Annotated in this window: 19 protein-coding genes; 8 read left to right on the plus strand and 11 right to left on the minus strand. The window is 34.6% G+C overall.

Annotated elements, in window-relative coordinates; all coding sequences use genetic code 11:
• Window positions 1–169 precede the first annotated feature (169 nt).
• Entirely contained in the window at window positions 170–1,039 is an 870-nt protein-coding gene (locus HMPREF1514_RS07145) for a cation diffusion facilitator family transporter (RefSeq protein ID WP_006269331.1), read from the plus strand.
• Between the two features lie 92 nt (window positions 1,040–1,131).
• On the opposite strand, the gene HMPREF1514_RS07150 is transcribed toward HMPREF1514_RS07145, so the two are convergent.
• The 8 genes from HMPREF1514_RS07150 to HMPREF1514_RS07185 all read right to left on the minus strand — a co-directional run bounded on the left by HMPREF1514_RS07150 (window position 1,132) and on the right by HMPREF1514_RS07185 (window position 7,890).
• Window positions 1,132–2,514, minus strand: coding sequence for a hypothetical protein (locus tag HMPREF1514_RS07150; protein WP_037598338.1), 1,383 nt, complete (start codon window positions 2,512–2,514; stop codon window positions 1,132–1,134).
• A gap of 257 nt (window positions 2,515–2,771) precedes the next feature.
• Window positions 2,772–4,037 carry a tyrosine-type recombinase/integrase gene (locus HMPREF1514_RS07155; RefSeq protein ID WP_037598341.1) on the minus strand — a complete coding sequence of 422 codons (1,266 nt, stop codon included), beginning with the start codon at window positions 4,035–4,037 and terminating at the stop codon, window positions 2,772–2,774.
• 88 nt (window positions 4,038–4,125) lie between these two features.
• Entirely contained in the window at window positions 4,126–4,377 is a 252-nt protein-coding gene (locus HMPREF1514_RS07160; RefSeq protein WP_037598342.1) for a MerR family transcriptional regulator, read from the minus strand.
• Window positions 4,364–4,978 carry a replication protein gene (locus tag HMPREF1514_RS07165; RefSeq protein ID WP_037598344.1) on the minus strand — a complete coding sequence of 205 codons (615 nt, stop codon included), beginning with the start codon at window positions 4,976–4,978 and terminating at the stop codon, window positions 4,364–4,366. The genes HMPREF1514_RS07160 and HMPREF1514_RS07165 overlap by 14 nt, the downstream gene beginning before the upstream one ends.
• A gap of 210 nt (window positions 4,979–5,188) precedes the next feature.
• On the minus strand, window positions 5,189–5,626 hold the full coding sequence (locus tag HMPREF1514_RS07170) for a hypothetical protein (protein ID WP_232216485.1): 438 nt from the start codon (window positions 5,624–5,626) through the stop codon (window positions 5,189–5,191).
• Window positions 5,627–5,791: 165 nt separating this feature from the next.
• A complete protein-coding gene (locus HMPREF1514_RS07175; protein ID WP_037598349.1) occupies window positions 5,792–6,880 on the minus strand; it encodes a cell division protein FtsK in 1,089 nt (362 codons plus the stop codon).
• A complete protein-coding gene (locus HMPREF1514_RS07180; RefSeq protein WP_037598491.1) occupies window positions 6,880–7,194 on the minus strand; it encodes a hypothetical protein in 315 nt (104 codons plus the stop codon). The genes HMPREF1514_RS07175 and HMPREF1514_RS07180 overlap by 1 nt, the downstream gene beginning before the upstream one ends.
• A 264-nt stretch (window positions 7,195–7,458) precedes the next feature.
• The gene (locus HMPREF1514_RS07185) at window positions 7,459–7,890 is read right to left on the minus strand and encodes a hypothetical protein (protein ID WP_037598352.1); all 432 of its coding nucleotides are present in this window, start codon (window positions 7,888–7,890) and stop codon (window positions 7,459–7,461) included.
• Window positions 7,891–8,192: 302 nt separating this feature from the next.
• Here HMPREF1514_RS07185 and HMPREF1514_RS07190 point away from each other — a divergent pair, with 302 nt between their 5' ends.
• Genes HMPREF1514_RS07190 through HMPREF1514_RS07200 form a run of 3 tightly spaced genes read left to right on the plus strand, consistent with a single transcriptional unit; the run spans window position 8,193 to window position 12,397 of the window.
• Complete coding sequence (locus HMPREF1514_RS07190) at window positions 8,193–9,131, plus strand: hypothetical protein (RefSeq protein WP_037598354.1); 939 nt, start codon at window positions 8,193–8,195, stop codon at window positions 9,129–9,131.
• A 51-nt stretch (window positions 9,132–9,182) separates the two neighbouring features.
• On the plus strand, window positions 9,183–11,255 hold the full coding sequence (locus tag HMPREF1514_RS07195; protein ID WP_037598357.1) for an HsdM family class I SAM-dependent methyltransferase: 2,073 nt from the start codon (window positions 9,183–9,185) through the stop codon (window positions 11,253–11,255).
• Between the two features lie 47 nt (window positions 11,256–11,302).
• Window positions 11,303–12,397 carry a restriction endonuclease subunit S gene (locus HMPREF1514_RS07200; protein WP_232216486.1) on the plus strand — a complete coding sequence of 365 codons (1,095 nt, stop codon included), beginning with the start codon at window positions 11,303–11,305 and terminating at the stop codon, window positions 12,395–12,397.
• A gap of 95 nt (window positions 12,398–12,492) precedes the next feature.
• Here HMPREF1514_RS07200 and HMPREF1514_RS07205 read toward each other — a convergent pair whose 3' ends face one another.
• From HMPREF1514_RS07205 to rpmF, 3 genes are all read right to left on the minus strand, one after another.
• On the minus strand, window positions 12,493–13,977 hold the full coding sequence (locus tag HMPREF1514_RS07205; RefSeq protein ID WP_037598360.1) for an RNA-binding domain-containing protein: 1,485 nt from the start codon (window positions 13,975–13,977) through the stop codon (window positions 12,493–12,495).
• A 502-nt stretch (window positions 13,978–14,479) separates the two neighbouring features.
• The gene (gene rpmG, locus HMPREF1514_RS07210) at window positions 14,480–14,629 is read right to left on the minus strand and encodes a 50S ribosomal protein L33 (protein ID WP_003026692.1); all 150 of its coding nucleotides are present in this window, start codon (window positions 14,627–14,629) and stop codon (window positions 14,480–14,482) included.
• 15 nt (window positions 14,630–14,644) lie between these two features.
• Window positions 14,645–14,827, minus strand: a complete 183-nt coding sequence (gene rpmF, locus HMPREF1514_RS07215; RefSeq protein WP_003071531.1) for a 50S ribosomal protein L32 — start codon at window positions 14,825–14,827, stop codon at window positions 14,645–14,647.
• Window positions 14,828–15,053: 226 nt separating this feature from the next.
• Here rpmF and hisS point away from each other — a divergent pair, with 226 nt between their 5' ends.
• From hisS to HMPREF1514_RS07235, 4 genes are all read left to right on the plus strand, one after another.
• Window positions 15,054–16,334, plus strand: a complete 1,281-nt coding sequence (gene hisS, locus HMPREF1514_RS07220) for a histidine--tRNA ligase (protein WP_037598363.1) — start codon at window positions 15,054–15,056, stop codon at window positions 16,332–16,334.
• Between the two features lie 72 nt (window positions 16,335–16,406).
• On the plus strand, window positions 16,407–16,613 hold the full coding sequence (locus tag HMPREF1514_RS07225; protein WP_003071529.1) for a hypothetical protein: 207 nt from the start codon (window positions 16,407–16,409) through the stop codon (window positions 16,611–16,613).
• Between the two features lie 118 nt (window positions 16,614–16,731).
• Window positions 16,732–18,486 (plus strand): aspartate--tRNA ligase, encoded by a 1,755-nt coding sequence (gene aspS / locus HMPREF1514_RS07230; protein WP_037598366.1) that lies wholly within the window; start codon window positions 16,732–16,734, stop codon window positions 18,484–18,486.
• Entirely contained in the window at window positions 18,473–19,408 is a 936-nt protein-coding gene (locus HMPREF1514_RS07235; protein WP_003071527.1) for a YitT family protein, read from the plus strand. The genes aspS and HMPREF1514_RS07235 overlap by 14 nt, the downstream gene beginning before the upstream one ends.
• The last annotated feature ends 4 nt before the right edge of the window (window positions 19,409–19,412 follow it).

A 19,412-nucleotide genomic window follows, 5' to 3' on the forward strand; every position in this document is an offset into this window, starting at 1 on the left:
GTTTCCGAACAAATCTCCCTAAATGTACGCTATCAAACGAAGCATTAGATTTGTTTCTTGTTTCCTCCATTAAAATAGTAGATAATATAAGTGAACAAAGTGTTTTGTTTTGAATACATTATACAACAAATAAAATGAAATCTCAATGTGCAATTAGAAGGAGAAGATCATGAAATCAAGTAAAAATGTCTGGATTGCATTTCTGTTAAATTTTTCTTTTGCAATTATTGAATTTACCTTTGGTGTTCTTTTTAATTCTAGTGCTGTGCTAGCAGATGCGGTGCATGATACGGGTGATGCCTTAGCGATTGGCTTATCAGCATTTTTTGAAAGAATTTCCAATAGACGAGGTGATAGAAACTATACATTAGGCTATAAACGGTATAGTTTACTGGGAGCCATGTTGACCTCTACCATTTTAATAGTGGGTTCTATTCTTATTCTGGTTGAAAATGTTCCTAAATTATTTGCACCTGAACGGGTGAACTACGACGGTATGCTTGTCTTAGGCATTTTTGCAATTGTGATCAACTTTGCAGCTAGCAGAGTGGTTAGTCATGGACGTACACACAATGAATCTATTCTTAGTCTGCATTTCCTAGAAGATATTTTAGGTTGGTTGGCTGTTATTTTCGTATCCTTTATTCTTCGTTTTACAAACTGGTATTTTCTTGATCCGTTGCTTTCGCTCATCATTTCGACCTTTATCTTAAGTAAAGCACTACCAAAGTTTTGGGAAAATGTTCAAATCTTTCTTGATCACGTACCGAGTGATGTGAATTTGAACGATCTTTATGCAGAAATTCAAACAATTGAGAATATCCAAGCAATAACTCAGTTAAATGTTTGGACAACCGATGGACTAGAAAAATTTGCGATGATTCATATTTGCATGAAACATCCCGAACAACAAGCAGAAACTCAACAGCTTATTCGCCAACATCTTAAAATATATGGAATTAAAAAAGTCACCATTCAAGCAGATGAAAGTTTAGATGAGCATGAAGAATGCTGTATTGGTGGAGAGAATGAGGAATGAGGAGAAAAAAATGGAGCATTCCGCTGTTAAGGAGTTGTTGAAAAGTGTTAAATCTGTTATCAACAAAATTATTATAATCAGTTAAAATTCAGCTATTTTAGATTTCTTGATATGATTATAAAAATAGAAATAACAATAAGACTAGCTAAACTTATCAATAAAATCTCAATGTTATTAGTAAAGATATTTATTACTTGAAGAACAGATACGGAAGCAATAATAAAAAGTATTGCTTCCATAAGTTTAGTATTTCGTAATTCATTAAATTGATATTTTTCTTTAATTAAGTCATATTCCTCTTGCTTTACTTTTTCTACATATTCATCGTGAGTGAAATCAGAGTGCTCTTTAAGATGATTAAAAAGTTCAAAAATAGGTCTATAATTAAGTCGGTACATAAAAATATATGATTTTTTATAATTGTGAGCCCATTCATTAAAATTAATAAGATGTTTTTCGTTTGAGAGGTGGAATTTTTCAAGTCCGTCCATAATAGTTTCTTCAAGGCAAACTAATTGAAAAAACGGGGTAGCAGAAGCCAAAAAGAAACTAGCTTGTTGTAGAAAATTGAACTCAAAATTATTAGAATCATTGTTATTCCAAATGATATAATTAGCGCCTTTGTTTATGTAGTTAATGTATTCTAAATCAAAATAGTCTGCTATGTAATATTTTGATTTATTCATAGAGGATAGAGCATGCGAAGTATATGGAGCATTAATCATCCAAGTATACAATTTGTCTTTTTTAAAGAATTCTAATTTATTCATATCTTTCATATTGGTAATGAAGTGGAGTGTAAAAAAACGTTCGCTTAATTGAATTCCTCCGTTTATTGAAGATAATTCTTTTTTTATATAATTTAAAATATCATCTAACTGTTGAGAAGAGTTCAAAGAGTATGCTTTATTTTTATTTTTAAAATCAGGAAAGAGTTTGGCTATCATTTTGGTATACGGGTGTAGAAAATCGATGTTATAAAAAGAATCTCTCAAATCTTCAAATAAATCAATTACTATTGCCCCATTTTGATATACGGTAAGTGTTACAAAGTAGAGGTATATTTCGCTCTTTTTACCAAATTCTATAAGAGGAGTGAAGATAAATTTAATAAATTGATTACCTTCTGCGTTATTTAACCAATTTTGCTTTTCCTTCTCAAGTTTAATAAAGTATAAGTCAAGATAGTCATTAGTCTTTTCATCAATCGCTTCTTTCAAATGATGTATCTCAGAGGGAATATTCCAAAATTCATTTTTTTTAGCAATAAGTTGACCATCTTTGGTACCTATTAAAACCATTATTGTGGCTGGATGATTTTTAAATTTTTTAGTAATAATTTGTGTTAATTTTTTATTATTAATTTTATATAAGTCTGTACTTAACATATAAAAAGAAGTTATTTTAAATTCTTTGATTTGTTTAGAGACTTCAGAAATTTTTTCTCCCCAATTATTATTTATAGGCTTCTTCATATTAAGCTCCTTAATGTTTTTCAAAATAATTATATCAAAAACATTCCCCTATTTGATATGAACAATCATAATCAGTTAAAATTCAGTTATTTTGCTAAACTTAAAAGAAAAAGCCTTAGAAATGTTGATTTCATAGGCTTTCTGTATGTTATATTATTTTACCTCTGTAAGGGTTAAATAATCGACCTATATACCCTATATTATCAAGGATTGTAGAGCTTTAAAGTTTAAAGGTAGTGATGAAGGTAGTGATAAAATCAGCTTGCTAGTTCTTCTATCTTATTTAAGAAAATATCCACTGCCTCGAACTTCTTTGTAGGTGCTAATTCAGCGTATGTATCCATAGTTGTTGTGATGGATTTATGTCCCATTCTATGTTGCAGTTCTTTCCAGTTCATACCAGCATTTAACATCATAGACGCGTGTGTATGACGAAACAGATGAAAGCCATAGTCTGGTAGTCCTAAAGCAGATAAACGTTTTTTTAGGGTTGCACGTTCGTTTCTGTCGCACATGTAGTTGCCATATATGGTTGGAAAAACAAGTGGGGATTTTGGCAACTCATGCTTTTCAAAATAAGCACCCATCTCCTCATAAAATTCCTTGAGTTTTTCCATGATTGACAGTGGGATGGGAACCCTACGGTTTCCAGAATCGGTTTTTGCAGTTGGTTTACAAATCATCTCACCTTTGATACCTAGTTTCTTATCTGCACTTTTCCACGTTAGGGTTTTACTGACAATAATTTCATTAGTTTCAAAATCTAGGTCAGATATTTCTAACGCCAATAACTCGTTTATTCGTAATGCAGATGCTAAAAGTGTGTTACAAATAATTTTAAACCGCCTATTGGCTCGGGTATTTTCCAATGTTTCAAGATAGGATAACCAATGTTTTAGGTCGTCATCATGCAATACCATGATACGCTCTTTGTTAGCTTTGGGTTTAGAAGGAATCTTGATTGCTTTAGCCGGGTTAAACGTCAAACCACAATTTGTAATTCCAAAATCAAAGATATCACTAACTTTGTGTACCATTGCTCCAAAGTCCTTCGCGCTTCCTTTTGGAGCACGTTTTACACCAGATTCAACGGATTTCTTTGCTTTTCTAGCTAGTTTGTTTACCCAAAGTTGAATATCAGCCGGTTCAATCTGTTCTGGGTTGTAGTCACCGAAATGAGGAATAATGTATGTATCAAGATAGCCTCTAACTCGGTTTATAGTATTTTGAGAAGAAACCCATACTTTAAAATTATCGAACCAAACCTCAGCCAAATTTTCAAAGTTGTCTATTTGGATAGTTTCTTTTATAGTGGAACCAGCACTCTCAAACTGAATTTTCGCTTCAATAATTTTTCTATCTAAAGCTTTTAATGTTTTAGCTGTGATAGTTTTTGTAATGCGTTTTCCAGTCTTTGTATCAGTTCCGATATAAACACCCTTTATGGAGTAACTAATATCACCGTTTTGCCTGGTGATTTTAGTTATTTTTTTATTGTTGTGTCGAATGATTTCTTTACTCATATTAGCCTCTTTCCACGGACAATTAAAAGGCTAGAACAGAACCCTCACATTCTTTATTTGATAATTCTATTCTAGCATATTTTTGAAGTTAAATGGTTAAAAACTCAATGACATCCCCCATTTTGTAATAAACAGTCCGTGCCCCTTCGATTGGAGGTTCAAGTCGTTTTAACCCTCTATTTTCCCATGATTTCAACGTGTTAGGAGAAATCTGCAAAATTTTCAATAGTTCTTTCTGAGTGACGATTCCGTGAGAACTATTATTATCTATTCCTTTCTGGATGATAGCAATAAGTACATTAAGTAACTTTTCAATTTGGTTTAATTTAATCGTGTCCATCGACTGTTCCTTCCTGGTCTTCAATAACTTTTTCTAGTCGTTTTGGATTATGTCGACGTGAATCCAAATAACGAGCGAAAAAGTAGGTTCGTTCAATGATTAGTCCAAGCAAAGCGGTGTTATTATCCCGTGCATACCAAACCAGTTCTTCAAATTCTGTAAAGTCATTTTGTTCAATCGTATCAATCACTTCTGTCATGAAATCATCAGAATTTTGCTGTACTAAAAATTGGTCAAGGTTAAACCCGCAGCCACATTCAATGTCTTTAATATCATAAGGGCTTTTCTCAGGATTCTCTGCATGAGTAAAATAGTCATACATTCCTTTTGGTGAGATGACAGGTTCAACGTGAGCTGGACCGCTGAGTTTGTCTTTGATAAGTTCTGACACTTGAGCGTAACTTTTGAGAGAATCAAAATAGAATGCTCCATGCTTATGTGCTTTCTTAAACTCTCCTGTTTTTTTGTTTACATCCTTATCATGCCACGGTGACAGAACAAATGGAACATGAATTTCTTCAAGGATTTCCATATAGTTTTCGGGCGCACTTTCCTTATAGAATAGAAAAGCCCACTTATTTGAACGTTGTTCTTTTGCCATCAATAGAATTCTACCTTTCTTAATTTATCGTCCTATCTATTAGGAGATTGAAGAGCTAAATTCGGAGTTTTTTTAAGAAAAAATTTTTCTGATTATTGATTATTGGATTAAGTGGGGGTCGTAGTAACCCCACTTAATTCCATAATCATAACAACTAAAAACGGCGCTGTTTGGCTTTCACTACGTGAGCCACAGCACCGTTCTTTTTATCTATTCTCGTTTAGTACCGGTAAATTTCAGCCACTTCCCTTTTCGCTCAGGTCGTGAGAAGTAGTAATCAGGATTACGATTGGCTATTTCTTCGCTGATAAGCATTTCTATATCTTTTAGAATTTTTGTTGCCTGTTGAGTTCTAGGAATCCGAATCAACAGTGTAACTTTATCTTCTCGAATGTCTACAATTGCTTTTCGCACCGCTCGGTTAAAGTATTTGTTAATGGGGTTATAGTGAATTGTCTTCTCTTGTTCTATGGTTGTTACAGTTTCAGAGTGTTCACTTTGTTTTAAAAAGATACGCATCGTAAATGTCTGATAAACAGATTTCCATAGGTTTGTTAACCTGTCTTCTTTTAATCGTGAGAACACTTCATAATAAATAAGTATTAGAAAAAGAAAGAGTGAGAAAACAGCAACAAGTAAATTGCTCATATAAAGAGCACTTACAAACTGGTAAAAGAAGGCTAAGTAGGAGATGCTATGTAATGTGTTCATGATGATACTAAATACAATCGAACTGACAGAACACAGAACAATTAGAGTCAAGAATAAGGTACAGATATTGAATATCTGTTGATAATAATTTCTTTTCATTGGCTAGAGAATACCTTTCTTTGTGTAGTATGTGGGGCAGAGTAGAGGCAAAACCTGATAAGGGTGCTCATTATCAATAACTTGGATAAGTCCTGTTCCTTTTCCAATGGGAATGACAATGCCTTCGGGGTCAAGGTCTGGAAATAAAAACTGCGTGGTTTTTTTGTTAATGTTTCCAATTTGAATAAGTACATTGAGTTGCTCACGTACAGATATAGGAATTGTATTGTGGTCAAATCGTTGACTGACAAGGAGCAAATGAACCTTTGTTGCCCGCCCTAATAAAGCAATTTGAGACAATAAGGAGAAGAAGGAATCCTTGATATTTTTATTGACTCCCTCAGATAAGGCGAGTACTTCATCAATGACAATAGTTAGATGTTTAAAGTCGTGTCTAGGGTTTTCAAAAAGTATGGCTTGCCTTTTATGAATGATGGTCAAACACTGGCTCAAACTTTCGTTAATTTCTGATACAAAGTCTGATTTGGAGCGGTTTTCATGTGGATGAATGACGGGAATTTGGTATTCTTTTGCCCATCGTGAAGGAGTATCGAATTTTGGGTCAACGATAATCAAATCAGAAATATTTTTTAATGCGCTTAACAAATACGTCAAAGCATAACTTTTCCCACTTCCTGAGTTACCAGCAATTGCGATAGATGTTACCTTATCATAATTAATGACTAGATTTTCCATGATAGGAACAGCGTCTCCTTTGATTGATGATGTAAACTGTTCAAGGTCTGAAATCACTAGACGTTGAGAAATTCCTTTCTTCCACGGAAAAAATAATCCGCGTTGTACATGGATGTCATCTGTTTTTAATGCGACAAAGTACGAAGAATTTTGCTTTAGTAATGTATACTGTGGATATAATGACGCATTAGCAATTAAAAAAATTTTCTGATATAAGTCATCATCAATAATGAAACCGCAAGGAAGGCGTGGAATAAAGATAAATCCATCTTCTTTAACTGCAATATCGAATGAGTTGGTATAAGATGTTTCACCTTGAAGAACAGAGCCTAAACCCATGTTCAGACTCTGCAACAGGTATTGTTCCAACTCTCTTTTAATGAGAGATTGAAGCATTATTTCACCTCCTTCAATCCGTCAGCTTTGAAGTAAACATTATAGTTAACTTCACATGCCTGTAAGTTATCAAAGGTGACAAGAGAAAGATATTCGGGAAGGTCAGGCTGTTCAATAAATTTCACCTGAAAAGGAGGTAACCCTTTTTGCCCAAACCATATTTTGTAGGCGACAACTTCACCTGTCGGCTTTCCATCCTCAAATTTCTGTTGTGCTTCAATCTCATCACTTAGTAAGTAGACAGGTGCTTGAAGGTCAACATATTGTTCGGCTGTTTGGTTAGAGTATCCGCCTTTGCGGTATTGTGGCTTCATTTTCATTTTGAAACACCTCTTATGTTCTATTTTGTTCACAAAAGTATAGTTGACTTGCTCGGTTTAAAGTCAGGAGCTGGACTTATTAATTTTTCCTTTCTATCTTATAGGAGATTCAGGATACGATTTTCGGAGAGTTTTTAAAAAATTTTTGAAATTTTTATTGCTTTGTTTTTTATCTAATGTATAAAGAAATTTTTAACGTAAAATTTAGAGTGCTTTCTACAAAAAAACTGGCAATCATATAATTACCAGTTTCGGAGACTATCTATAGTCTTTTAAAATATCTTGTAACACTTCTTGGTGTCTTTTAAAGTGATTTGTCACGGTTTTGTCACTACATTCTACAATTTTAGACAGTGCAGACGATGAGATTGGCTTATCTCTTAATTTTCCAATCATAATAATTTGGTCGTTTTTAGGAAGGGTAGATATGTAATTATGCACAGTTTCTAATAGTTCGTTATAGAGATAAGCTTGTTCACCATCTAACGAATCACTAGCGATTAAATCATATCTATCTGTTTGACGTCCTTCGTTTGAAATGTTTTCATCTAAACTTCTAAGATTATGGTATCTATCTCTTCGTTTAGCATTTTCGAAAGACTTATCTTCATCTTTCAGTATCTTATCCCATTTTTGGATATCTATATAATCCTGTGGAGTGAGACGGTCGTTAAATGTTTTTATTGGCATGATAGCCTCTTTCTAAGTCCATTTTTAGGACGGAAAGAAACTTTAATGAGCCATACTGAATACCGATAGATGTGAAAAAGGCACACCAAATAAACGGATAAACAGATATATGTAGAACTCGACCATTATCGTCTGAGTTTTCATATTCGTTTCAATCCGTCCGTTTGATGCGCATCAATAAGGACTTTAAATTTATTTACAAGTTTCCTTGTATGTTTAAAGTATAATTCATTTTGTTATGCAAAAGTAGTGCATTTTGATATAATATAATTACGCAAATACATAAATAGAGGTATTAAAAGATGAATGAAGATTTACAGAGTTTTTTCTGTGTGAGGGCCTCAGAAAGAATAGAGAAAATGATTTCAAGTAGGAAGTTGAGTTTTTTTGAAATTTATCCTGAAAACTCAAATATCATTTCATGGATTGTAGCAGGTAGAAGAACCAAAAGAAATCCATATTTACTTACTGATACAGCAGTCCAAAGAATTAATGAGACACTCAATGGCCAAGAACTACCAAATAAGGAGAATAGATACCATTGTAGAGTGATATATTGGGGAGACAACGATGAGATTGAAAATTACATTCCTGAAATGATGGCATTGATTGTTAAAAATCTGACAGAACAACAGCAATTAATTTTTGATGAAACGCTAATGGATGATATTTATTTTGCTGAGACAATAGCTTATACAGAAATTCTAAATGAGCATAATTCCTACTTTTTAGATGTAGATATGGAGCAACTATATACAGAACATGTCCCTATTTCTCGACATTTAGCTGAGATGGAATTGCTAGAAACGATTGAGGAAGATTTTCAAAATGAATTTATAAAATTTCTTGATTCATCAAAATACGTAAGGACAAAAGTAAATGGAAAAGATGAGTATGTAAACAAGGGAGTTACATTTAAAAATCAATTTGGTTGTGATGATATTGTCAATCTATTTTTGAAGGTTGTGAGGGAACACAAGTTACCAATTGAAGAATCAATCGGACATAGAGTATATTCTATTGTGAAAAAAGATGTATCCCAATTAGATTCTTTAATAGAACGTGAATTGTTATATGATACGGTTTATTCTCCGTATAGGGAGGACAAAATTTTTAAGACAGAGTTAAAATTTCAACATGGCATTATTAAAGCTGGGCAAGATTATATAAAGTCTTTATATGATACACATAAACATAGAAATGAAACCTGGAACAAACTGAGAGAGGAAGGTGAAATATGATATAATTATGTAGTGTAGAAAATATTTTAAAAATTAAAACGGAAAGAACCAATGGCAACAAAACAGAGTAAAGAAGTAAAAATTCAACGTGAAGTAGAGAAGTGGTTGACTTCCTACGGTATGGAATTTGTGACACAAAATGAAAGTGTGAATCCAGAGATTGACAAAGCGTTATTAAAAGCTCCCTCTAAAACAGGTGGTGAGGGAGCAAACTTAGTTGATGTCAAGCTATTATTGAAGGATAGCAAACTAGACTATTACCCAATCATGATTGAGCTTAAATGGGGTAGCAACAAACTTGAAAAGCTAGATAAAGAAGACCATGTCGCCAATACGAAAACAAGCGGTAAAGAAAAGGGTGAGCCTAACTATACCAATATCAACGGTTACGCGGTAAATGGGGCGGTTCATTATGCCAATGCTATCCTGCAATATTCTAGTTATACAGATGTCATTGCTATTGGGATTACAGGAGATGAGGACGAGGCAGGCAACCTTGAAACACGTTTTGGTGTTTACTATGTTTCCAAGTCTAACTATGGTATCGGTCAAAAGGTTGGTGAGTATTCAGATTTATCTTTCTTAAAGCCTGAAAACTTTGATGAGTTTACGGAAAATGTAAAAGAACTACAATTGTCAGAAGTTGAATTACGTTTGATTCACCAAAAGCGGGAAGACAGGATTGAAGACGCTCTAACAAAGATAAATGAAAGTCTCTTTAATAAGCAGAAAAATATTAGTGCCTTGGCACGTATCCATCTAGTGGCTGCTAGTATCATGGCAAACTTAGGGGTTGCAGGTAAGGTGAAGCCCTTAGAACCAGCAGATTTAAAATCTTCTGACGAAGAAGGTGATACAGATGGAGATATTTTAATCCGTAAAATCAAGGCGTTTCTGAAAGAAAAGAACTTACCACAAGCCAAACAGAAACAAATCTTACGTCACCTAGAGCCTACGATTCTTGAATCTAGCTTTTCAGACCCAAGGAATGGGGTGTCTCTTCTCAAAGAAATCTTTACAGAAGTGATTGACGACTTAGGTTATTTTTACAAAATCGGAGTGGATACGGACTTTACAGGGAAGCTCTTTAATATCATGTTTAGATGGTTGAGTTTTGCAGGAGATGACCAAAATGACGTGGTGTTAACTCCTCGGTACGTGGCACTTCTGATGGCGAAACTAGCACGAGTAAATAAAGATTCCTATGTCTGGGACTTTGCGACTGGTTCAGGTGGTCTGTTGGTGGCTGCCATGAATCTGATGTTAGATGACGCTAAAAAGGAAATTACAAGCCCTGATGAACTCAGAGAAAAGGAAGAGAAAATCAAGGCGGAACAAATTCTTGGGATTGAAATTCTTCCAGAAATCTACATGTTGGCGGTTTTGAATATGATTCTTATGGGAGATGGTTCAAGTAATATCTTGCAAGATGATAGTTTGAAGAAATTTGATGGGAAATATGGTTACGGTAAAGACAATGAGCATTTCCCAGCAGATGTTTTCCTCTTGAATCCTCCTTACTCTGAAACAGGAAATGGGATGAACTTTGTCAAGCGTGCCTTGTCTATGATGAAAGGTGGTTATGCTTCTATTATTATCCAAGACTCAGCAGGTTCAGGAAAAGCCAAAGAAATCAATCAGAAGATTTTAGAGCACAACACGCTATTAGCGTCTATCAAAATGCCAATGGATATCTTTATTGGTAAGTCTAGCGTTCAAACCTCTATCTATGTTTTTAAGGTTGGGGAAAAACACGAAGCTAAGCAGCGAGTAAGATTTATTGATCTACGCAATGATGGTTATAAACGTTCGAACCGTAAGAAATCAAAAGCTAGCACAAACCTACAAGATGTCGATAATGCGGTAGGACGTTATGAAGAGGTGGTCAATCTCGTTAAATTTGGTAAAGATGAGTTGAACATTTTCACAGAAAAAGAGTACATTGAAGATGTTATTGCTCTATCTGGTGAAAAGCATGGTGAAGATTGGAATTTTGACCATCACGTTCAGTTAAATACGATACCTACAATAGATGATTTTAGAAAAACTATATCTGATTATCTAACATGGGAGGTCGCTCAGCTAATCCAGAATAGAGGAGAAGATAACTCAAAAAAATCATAAGCCCTCAACTTCAAGAACTTAATAAAGAATTTGAAGATAGTGGGGGCGTGTGGAAAGAGTATCGGATAGTAGATATTTTTGAAGTGAAAAATACTCATAATATCTTGAGCTCTTGGATAACAGAAAATAGTGGTTCTATTCCGTATGTGACAGCAACTCAGAACAATAACTCTGTATCAACTTTTATATCATATGATAAAGAAATGATTGATGAGGGAAATTCTATATTTATTGGTGGGAAAACACTTGTTATTTCTTATCAAGAAAAAGATTATTTTTCAAATGATAGTCATAACTTGGCACTGTATTTCAAAGATGAAATACATAGGACGAAACCAATTCAGCTTTATATGATTTCTGCTTTGTATAAATCCTTGAAACCTTTATATAGTTGGGGAAACTCGATTTCAAAACAAAAAATTCAAAATGATTTTGTTTCATTTCCAACCCTCAATAATAAAATAGCATTTTCATATATGGAAAATTACATAAAAGCGCTCGAGGCGTATCTATTAGTAAGTGGTTTTAAAGATTACCAACTAACCCAAGATGAAGAAGACGCTTTAGAGGTATTTGAGAATCAACAATGGCAAGAGTTTCGCATGGGTGATTTATTTGATAGAGTCAAAACCAAGAAATTACCTTATAAAGCAAAAGAATTGCCAAAAGAGCCACAAGGAGAGTTCAGCTTACCAGCCTTGACCTCTAGTTTTATGAATCAAGGGTTAAACTATTACGTTCCTGAAGAAGGAGCAACCGTCTTACAAAATGTTATCTCTATCCCGTCTAACAGCGATGTTTATAGAGCTTACTTCCAATCGCAAGAATTTACCGTCTTGTCTGACGCTTATGCCATTGATTGGATTGGTTCGGATAAACAACTAAGATCGAATGACTATCTCTTTATCGTTCCGAGTATCAATAAAGTTACAGACCTACCAATTTACTCCTATAAAAACAAATTAGGTGGTTGGAACGTAGTCAAGGATAAACTGATGAAATTACCAGTCAATAAAAAGGGAGAAATCCATTTTGATTACATGGCAACCTTGGTACAAGCTATTAAAAAATTAGTTATTAAAGATGTTGTCTTGTACGCTGATAAACAAATCAAAGCAACAAAAGAAGTTGTGACAAAATAAAAAACGCAGGCTGGGTTGAGCCTGCGTTTTGAATTCCACAAATTTTAGAAAAGACTACGCTATTTCAAAAATTTTTAGGAATGAGAATAAAAGATTTAATATTTGGTCATGAAATCTCCAAGACTTTTGATTTGTTGTTTAATAATGTGGTATTGTTCAGTTGAACTTTTAGGGAGAACATATCTTGTAGAACGTCCCTTACCTTCTATTTCAATATACTTTTTATTTTGTAGAGATTTCAAGTTTTCTCTAAATTTATACTCAGTCATTAGAGAATTTTCAAGGATATCATTTTTAGTAATGCTGCCATTTTTAATGATATATTCAAGTATAATCTTTTCAATATCTGATGTATCTGCATAAGAAGATAGTAAATCTACTTTCCAGATTGTAACAATAGTACTATCAAAAGTTGTACTTACTTCAGGAATTTTTAGTTTATATTTTTCGGAAATATCAAAAATTTTTGGTCCACCTGACCCAGCTTTTTCTGACATCCCAATTCTACGGAATAATGAAGAGATTGTACTATTTCGCGTTTTGGAAGTTCCACCATGTATAAATTCGGGAATAGAAATTTTCATCTTACCTGGATTTTTAAATTCATAGAAGTCTTGGTATGCTGTAATAACTATAGGAGAATCAAAATCATAGTAAGCATGCATTAAGCAGTTCACTAAAGCCTCACGTATAGATTCAGATAGGTCTTTCTTGAATGGTAAACGATGAGCAGATTCGTTACTGAGCTCAAATCTATCATTTGTTGTAGTGGTTAATTTATTATATGCTAAATTGAAAAAGTCAAACATGTTCAAATCAGGGTACATCATATCACCTGTTGAAATTCTATCGTTCCACCTAGTTGAAAGAGATGTATCTTTTTCAAAATAGTCTAATTGGAATTTGGGATAACGAGAAATGATAGAATTATACTTTCCAAAGAATATCAGTCCTCCTGCGGTTAATTTATATATATTATCTGTCCTATCTTTTTTAAATACACCAATTTCGATTAGAAAATCTCTCAAAGAAATGCTATTGTATTTGGTTTTACCAGTAAGTTCAATTAATAATTGCTTATAATGTTCTATTGTATCTAAATTTAGGTCATTTTCGTCAAAATTATTAAGTAACTCACTATCAATATCATCATGTGAACTAGTCATAAGATATTTGAGTTCTTCTTTATCAAGTTGAACGTCGCCTTCGCCTAACCTTTTATATGATTTACGATAATCATTTTTAAGATGAACGGGTTTTTGGTCAGGATTAGCTTCTCTTACAGTGACTACAATAAGCTGTTTATTTTTGTTTGGGATATTAACGTATTCGATATCGTTGTCGGTAAGTAGATTACAACTGACTTTTTGTTTGTTTGCGACTAAAGCGAATAGATTATCTCGTATTTTTTGAGGATTGTTAACTCCTTGGTAGGGGTCAATATTTTTTTCGTCTATCCCGAGAATTATTTTTCCGCCATTAGTATTTGCAAATGCTGAGTAGGTTTCCCAGAAGGATTCTGGAAGACTGTTTTTAGCTTTTTTGTATTCTAAATCAACTCCTTCAAATTTTAAGTTCATATTTTTCCTTTCTAAAATATAACGTTACTTAAATTTGCTTTTAAACGATTGTCACGCGAAAAAGAAAATTTTAAAGGAAATTAAAATCCTTGATTTCATCGTATTTCTGGGACTTTATCTTAAACAGTTACGCGAAAATCACGCGAAAATCACGCGAATATTGTTCATCAAAAGTCAGTTAAAGAATTGTAGAATATAGAATAGACAGATTTAATTAAAAATTTTTTGATGAGATTTTTAAAACCATACGCATGAATTTGTAATCTATTCCATTATAACACAACGATAAGAAAAATAGATGGTGGAGCGAGAATATAAAAAGAGAAACCTCATAATGAAGTTTCTCTTGCTTTTAATCGTCCGAATCTATATTCTTATTTCAAAAAAAGGTAGTGAAAAAGGTAGTGATTCGGTTGATTTTTATTGCAATGTACTGAAATTTAAAATTTCGAGAATCGCATAAAATCAAAGTTTCTAACGTCTATTGACGTGTAGTGAATCTCTATTTCACTTCTGTAAACACAACGTGTTTGCGAAGTTTTGGTGAGTATTTTTTCAATTGAAGACGGTCTGGAGTGTTACGTTTGTTTTTAGAAGTAAGGTACAAGCGTTCACCAGATGCTTTGTGTTCAAGTGTAATATTTACGCGCATGATATCTCCCTTCTATTATTCAGCTGCAGCAGCTTTAGCGATTTTACGTCCTTTGTAGTATCCTTTAAGTGATACGCGGTGAGAACGTGAGTAATCTCCAGTAGTTTCATCAAAAGTTACAGATGGAGCTGTAATTTTGTAGTGAGTGCGACGTTTGTTTTTTTTCGCTTTTGAAGTGCGACGTGCAGGTACTGCCATTTTAAATTCTCCTTTTAGTTTTTAAAATCTATTCAATGATGATTTTCATCAACTTTAGTAGTATATCAAATTTTTTTTGTAAAGTAAAGTTACTTGACAAATTTTTGGACAAACTAGCCAGTTTTTTCAGTAAAGGGAAGTTTTCTATGGGAAATATTTTCAAATGTCCCGCAAAATAACGGACTTGTGGTACAATAATTATATTATATAAATTCGAGGAAAGACTATGAAATTACAAAAACCAAAGGGAACACAAGATATTCTTCCAAAGGATTCTGTCAAATGGCAATATGTAGAAGAATTTGCTCGCAAAACATTTAAAAAATATCATTACGCAGAAATTCGCACCCCACTATTTGAGCACTATGAAGTGATCAGTCGCTCTGTTGGAGATACCACCGATATTGTGACGAAAGAAATGTATGATTTTTACGATAAAGGTGATCGCCATATTACCTTGCGTCCTGAAGGGACAGCACCTGTCGTACGTTCTTATGTGGAAAATAAGCTATTTGCACCAGAAATCCAAAAACCGGTAAAACTTTACTATATGGGTTCAATGTTTCGATATGAGCGTCCGCAGGCTGGTCGTTTGCGGGAATTTCATCAGATTGGTGTAGAGTGTTTTGGCTCAAACAATCCTGCGACAGATGTGGAGACGATTGCTATGGCAGCCCAATTTTTTAATGAAATTGGTATTCGCAATGTGACGTTACAGTTGAACAGTCTAGGGAATGCGGAGAGTCGTGCCGCTTACCGTCAGGCTTTGATTGATTATTTGATGCCATTGAAAGAAAATCTGTCTAAAGATAGCCAACGGCGTTTGGAAGAGAATCCTCTTCGCGTGTTAGACAGTAAGGAAAAAGAAGATAAACTTGCTGTTGAAAATGCACCGTCTATTTTGGATTATCTAGATGAAGAAAGCCAAACTCATTTTCAAGCTGTGCGGTCGCTGTTGGAGGCGCTGGAAATTCCTTATATCATCAATACCAATATGGTTCGTGGATTAGATTATTATAATCATACGATTTTTGAATTTACCGCAGATGTAGCAGGTAATGAACTGACAATTTGTGCAGGTGGTCGATATGATAGCCTTGTTGCTTATTTTGGTGGGCCAGAGACAGCTGGATTTGGCTTTGGAATGGGTGTGGAACGCCTCCTCCTCGTTCTTGAAAAGCAAGGTGTGGAATTGCCGCTAGAAGATAGCTTAGATGTTTATATTGCAGTTTTGGGAGAAGGTGCTAATAATAAAGCATTGGAAATTGTGCAAGCACTTCGCAAGCAAGGGTTTACAGCTGAGCGTGATTATTTAAATCGTAAGTTGAAAGCGCAATTCAAGTCAGCAGACACCTTTGGTGCTAAAGTGTTAATAACTCTTGGCGAAAGTGAAATTGAAAGCAAACAAGTCACTATCAAAAACAATCAAACGCGTGAAGAATTAATTGTCGATTTAAATCAGATCCAAGAAGATTTTCAAGTAATTTTTAAGCAAGTAGGATTTTAGTTGAGAAGTGCAAAAGCTAGGTACCAGCTTTCTGCTATTATTTGTGTAAGGTGAACAGAGGTTGAATAACTGATGAAAAAAATTGTCATTCCATCTATACTTCAATTTATAATAGTTTTTTTAGTAATAGGTGGTATTGCTTATTTTGTGAGAGGAGACTTTTTCTTTCGATTTTTAGCACCGATTTTTGGCTTAGCGGCAGGACTGTTGCGCTTAGCCTTAAGTTATGTTGTTAAGGTTTTGCATCCTGAATTATATGAAAGAGAGATTAAGAAATGAAACTTAGTCTCCTTTTTATGAGAGATTAGGTTAAGATAAGAAGTTTTTGAAAAGCGGACTTCTTTTTCATCTCTTTTGTGGTAAAATAGTAAAAGAATTAAAAGTTTGGAGAATAAAAATGAGACGTTCAATGTATGCTGGACGTGTTCGTAGTGAACATGTCGGTCAAGAAATCACTTTAAAAGGTTGGGTATCCCGTCGTCGTAACTTGGGAGGCTTGATTTTCATTGATTTACGTGACCGCGAAGGCATTATGCAGCTGGTTATCAATCCTGAGAATGTAACTAAAGAAGTCATGGGAACTGCCGAAAGGTTGCGAAGCGAATATGTTATTGAAGTGACTGGAAAAGTAGAAGCACGTACGCAGGCAAATGATAAACTTGCAACAGGAACTGTTGAACTGCATGTGGAGACTTTGACAATTCTCAATACAGCCAAAACAACTCCATTTGAAATTAAAGATGGTATTGAAGCGAACGATGATACGCGCCTTCGTTATCGGTATTTAGATCTTCGACGTCCTGAAATGTTGGCAAATTTGAAATTACGAGCTAAAGTAACACATTCAATTCGTAATTACTTAGATGAGCTTGAGTTTATTGATATAGAAACTCCGTTTCTTACGAAATCAACTCCAGAAGGTGCGCGTGATTATTTGGTGCCAAGTCGAGTGAACCAAGGACATTTCTATGCATTGCCACAAAGTCCTCAGATTACAAAACAATTGTTGATGAATGCTGGTTTTGATCGTTATTATCAAATTGTGAAGTGCTTCCGTGATGAGGATTTGCGTGGAGACCGTCAACCAGAGTTTACACAGGTTGACTTAGAAACTTCTTTTCTTTCTGACCAAGAAATCCAAGATATTACAGAAGGCTTGATTGCTCGAGTGATGAAAGAAACGAAGGGAGTTGATGTTACGCTACCATTCCCACGAATGACATATGATGATGCGATGACTTTATATGGAAGCGATAAACCAGATACTCGTTTTGAAATGCTTTTGCAAGACTTGACAGATATTGTCAAGGAGGTTGACTTTAAAGTTTTTTCAGAAGCACCAGTAGTTAAAGCTATTGTTGTGAAAAATGCTGCTGATAAATATTCTCGTAAAGATATTGATAAGCTGACAGAGCAGGCAAAACAATATGGTGCAAAAGGACTTGCTTGGGTCAAAGTGGTCTCAGATGAATTAAATGGTCCAATTGCTAAATTTTTGAAAGACTTGACAAGTGAGTTGACGGATGCTTTACAGCTTGAAGAAAATGATTTGGTTCTCTTTGTAGCTGATACTGTAGAAGTTGCTAATGCAACTTTGGGTGCACTTCGTGTCCGTTTGGCAAAAGAACTAGGCTTGATTGATGAGTCGAAATTTAATTATCTTTGGGTAGTGGATTGGCCAATGTTTGAATGGTCAGAAGAGGAAGGACGTTATATGAGTGCACATCACCCATTCACCCTTCCACAAGCAGACACAGCTCATGAGTTAGAAGGTGATTTGAGTAAAGTTCGTGCTATTGCTTATGATATTGTCTTGAATGGTTATGAATTGGGTGGTGGAAGTCTTCGTATTAACCATAAAGATTTGCAAGAACGAATGTTTAAAGCCCTTGGTTTTTCTAAAGAAGCAGCTACTGATCAGTTTGGTTTCTTGCTAGAAGCTATGGATTACGGTTTTCCACCACATGGTGGGTTGGCTATCGGACTAGATCGCTTTGTCATGTTGCTAGCTGGTGAGGAAAATATCCGTGAAGTGATTGCTTTCCCTAAAAATAATAAAGCAAGTGATCCTATGACACAGGCGCCAAGTCTAGTTGACACTAAGCAGCTTGAGGAATTAAGTTTACAAGTAGAAACTCATGAAGAAAACTAAGATTTATAAACGATTTCGTTATTATTTGCGCCGTTTGGCTTATAATTTTAAATTGATACAAGTGCTTAAAAGTATCTCCCGCAAGAAGTATGATGAAAAAATATCTGCTTCACTAATCTATGGTTTTTTATCTGCAGTTGCAGTTAATCTCTTCTTTCAACCAGGGCATGTGTACTCAAGTGGGGCGACGGGATTGGCACAGATTTTAGCCGCTTTAAGTACACGTTTTTTGGGATTTGCCATTCCTGTTTCTGTAACTTTTTATCTCATCAATATCCCACTAATGATCTTGGCTTGGTATCAGATTGGGCACAAGTTTACGGTGTTTACTTTTATTACGGTTTCCATGAGCTCACTGTTTATCCAGTTTGTTCCTGAAGTGAGTTTAACAAATGACCCAATTATCAATGCATTGTTTGGTGGGGTCATTATGGGAATGGGGATCGGCTTTGCTTTGCGTTCCAATATTTCTAGTGGTGGGACAGACATTGTCAGTTTGACAGTTCGGAAGAAAACAGGCAGAAATGTCGGAAATATTTCTTTTATTGTCAATGGGATGATTATGATTATTGCGGGTGTTACCTTTGGGTGGAAATATGCGCTTTATTCGATGATTACGATTTTTGTTTCGAGTCGGGTGACAGATGCCGTCTTTACCAAGCAAAAGAGGATGCAAGCTATGATTATTACCAGTTATCCTGAAGCCGTTATTGAAAAAATCCACAATAAGTTGCATCGTGGTGCAACGATTATCAATGGTGCAGAAGGTACCTACAATCATGAGAAAAAAGCAGTTTTGATTACAGTTATTACGCGTGCTGAATTTAATGAATTCAAGCATATCATGCGAAAAGTAGACCCGCATGCTTTTGTATCGGTAGCGGATAATGTTCACATTCTTGGACGTTTCGTGGAAGAATAAAACC

This window comes from Streptococcus sp. AS20, from assembly GCF_000524255.1.
Classification (GTDB): domain Bacteria; phylum Bacillota; class Bacilli; order Lactobacillales; family Streptococcaceae; genus Streptococcus; species Streptococcus constellatus.

What these genes read in the sequence shown, in the direction of transcription:
- HMPREF1514_RS07145 (WP_006269331.1), top strand. Translation starts at nt 170, where the DNA reads ATGAAATCAAGTAAAAATGTCTGGATTGCATTTCTGTTAAATTTTTCT.
- HMPREF1514_RS07150 (WP_037598338.1), bottom strand. Translation starts at nt 2,514, where the DNA reads ATGAAGAAGCCTATAAATAATAATTGGGGAGAAAAAATTTCTGAAGTC.
- HMPREF1514_RS07155 (WP_037598341.1), bottom strand. Translation starts at nt 4,037, where the DNA reads ATGAGTAAAGAAATCATTCGACACAACAATAAAAAAATAACTAAAATC.
- HMPREF1514_RS07160 (WP_037598342.1), bottom strand. Translation starts at nt 4,377, where the DNA reads ATGGACACGATTAAATTAAACCAAATTGAAAAGTTACTTAATGTACTT.
- HMPREF1514_RS07165 (WP_037598344.1), bottom strand. Translation starts at nt 4,978, where the DNA reads ATGGCAAAAGAACAACGTTCAAATAAGTGGGCTTTTCTATTCTATAAG.
- HMPREF1514_RS07170 (WP_232216485.1), bottom strand. Translation starts at nt 5,626, where the DNA reads ATGAGCAATTTACTTGTTGCTGTTTTCTCACTCTTTCTTTTTCTAATA.
- HMPREF1514_RS07175 (WP_037598349.1), bottom strand. Translation starts at nt 6,880, where the DNA reads ATGCTTCAATCTCTCATTAAAAGAGAGTTGGAACAATACCTGTTGCAG.
- HMPREF1514_RS07180 (WP_037598491.1), bottom strand. Translation starts at nt 7,194, where the DNA reads ATGAAGCCACAATACCGCAAAGGCGGATACTCTAACCAAACAGCCGAA.
- HMPREF1514_RS07185 (WP_037598352.1), bottom strand. Translation starts at nt 7,890, where the DNA reads ATGCCAATAAAAACATTTAACGACCGTCTCACTCCACAGGATTATATA.
- HMPREF1514_RS07190 (WP_037598354.1), top strand. Translation starts at nt 8,193, where the DNA reads ATGAATGAAGATTTACAGAGTTTTTTCTGTGTGAGGGCCTCAGAAAGA.
- HMPREF1514_RS07195 (WP_037598357.1), top strand. Translation starts at nt 9,183, where the DNA reads ATGGCAACAAAACAGAGTAAAGAAGTAAAAATTCAACGTGAAGTAGAG.
- HMPREF1514_RS07205 (WP_037598360.1), bottom strand. Translation starts at nt 13,977, where the DNA reads ATGAACTTAAAATTTGAAGGAGTTGATTTAGAATACAAAAAAGCTAAA.
- rpmG (WP_003026692.1), bottom strand. Translation starts at nt 14,629, where the DNA reads ATGCGCGTAAATATTACACTTGAACACAAAGCATCTGGTGAACGCTTG.
- rpmF (WP_003071531.1), bottom strand. Translation starts at nt 14,827, where the DNA reads ATGGCAGTACCTGCACGTCGCACTTCAAAAGCGAAAAAAAACAAACGT.
- hisS (WP_037598363.1), top strand. Translation starts at nt 15,054, where the DNA reads ATGAAATTACAAAAACCAAAGGGAACACAAGATATTCTTCCAAAGGAT.
- HMPREF1514_RS07225 (WP_003071529.1), top strand. Translation starts at nt 16,407, where the DNA reads ATGAAAAAAATTGTCATTCCATCTATACTTCAATTTATAATAGTTTTT.
- aspS (WP_037598366.1), top strand. Translation starts at nt 16,732, where the DNA reads ATGAGACGTTCAATGTATGCTGGACGTGTTCGTAGTGAACATGTCGGT.
- HMPREF1514_RS07235 (WP_003071527.1), top strand. Translation starts at nt 18,473, where the DNA reads ATGAAGAAAACTAAGATTTATAAACGATTTCGTTATTATTTGCGCCGT.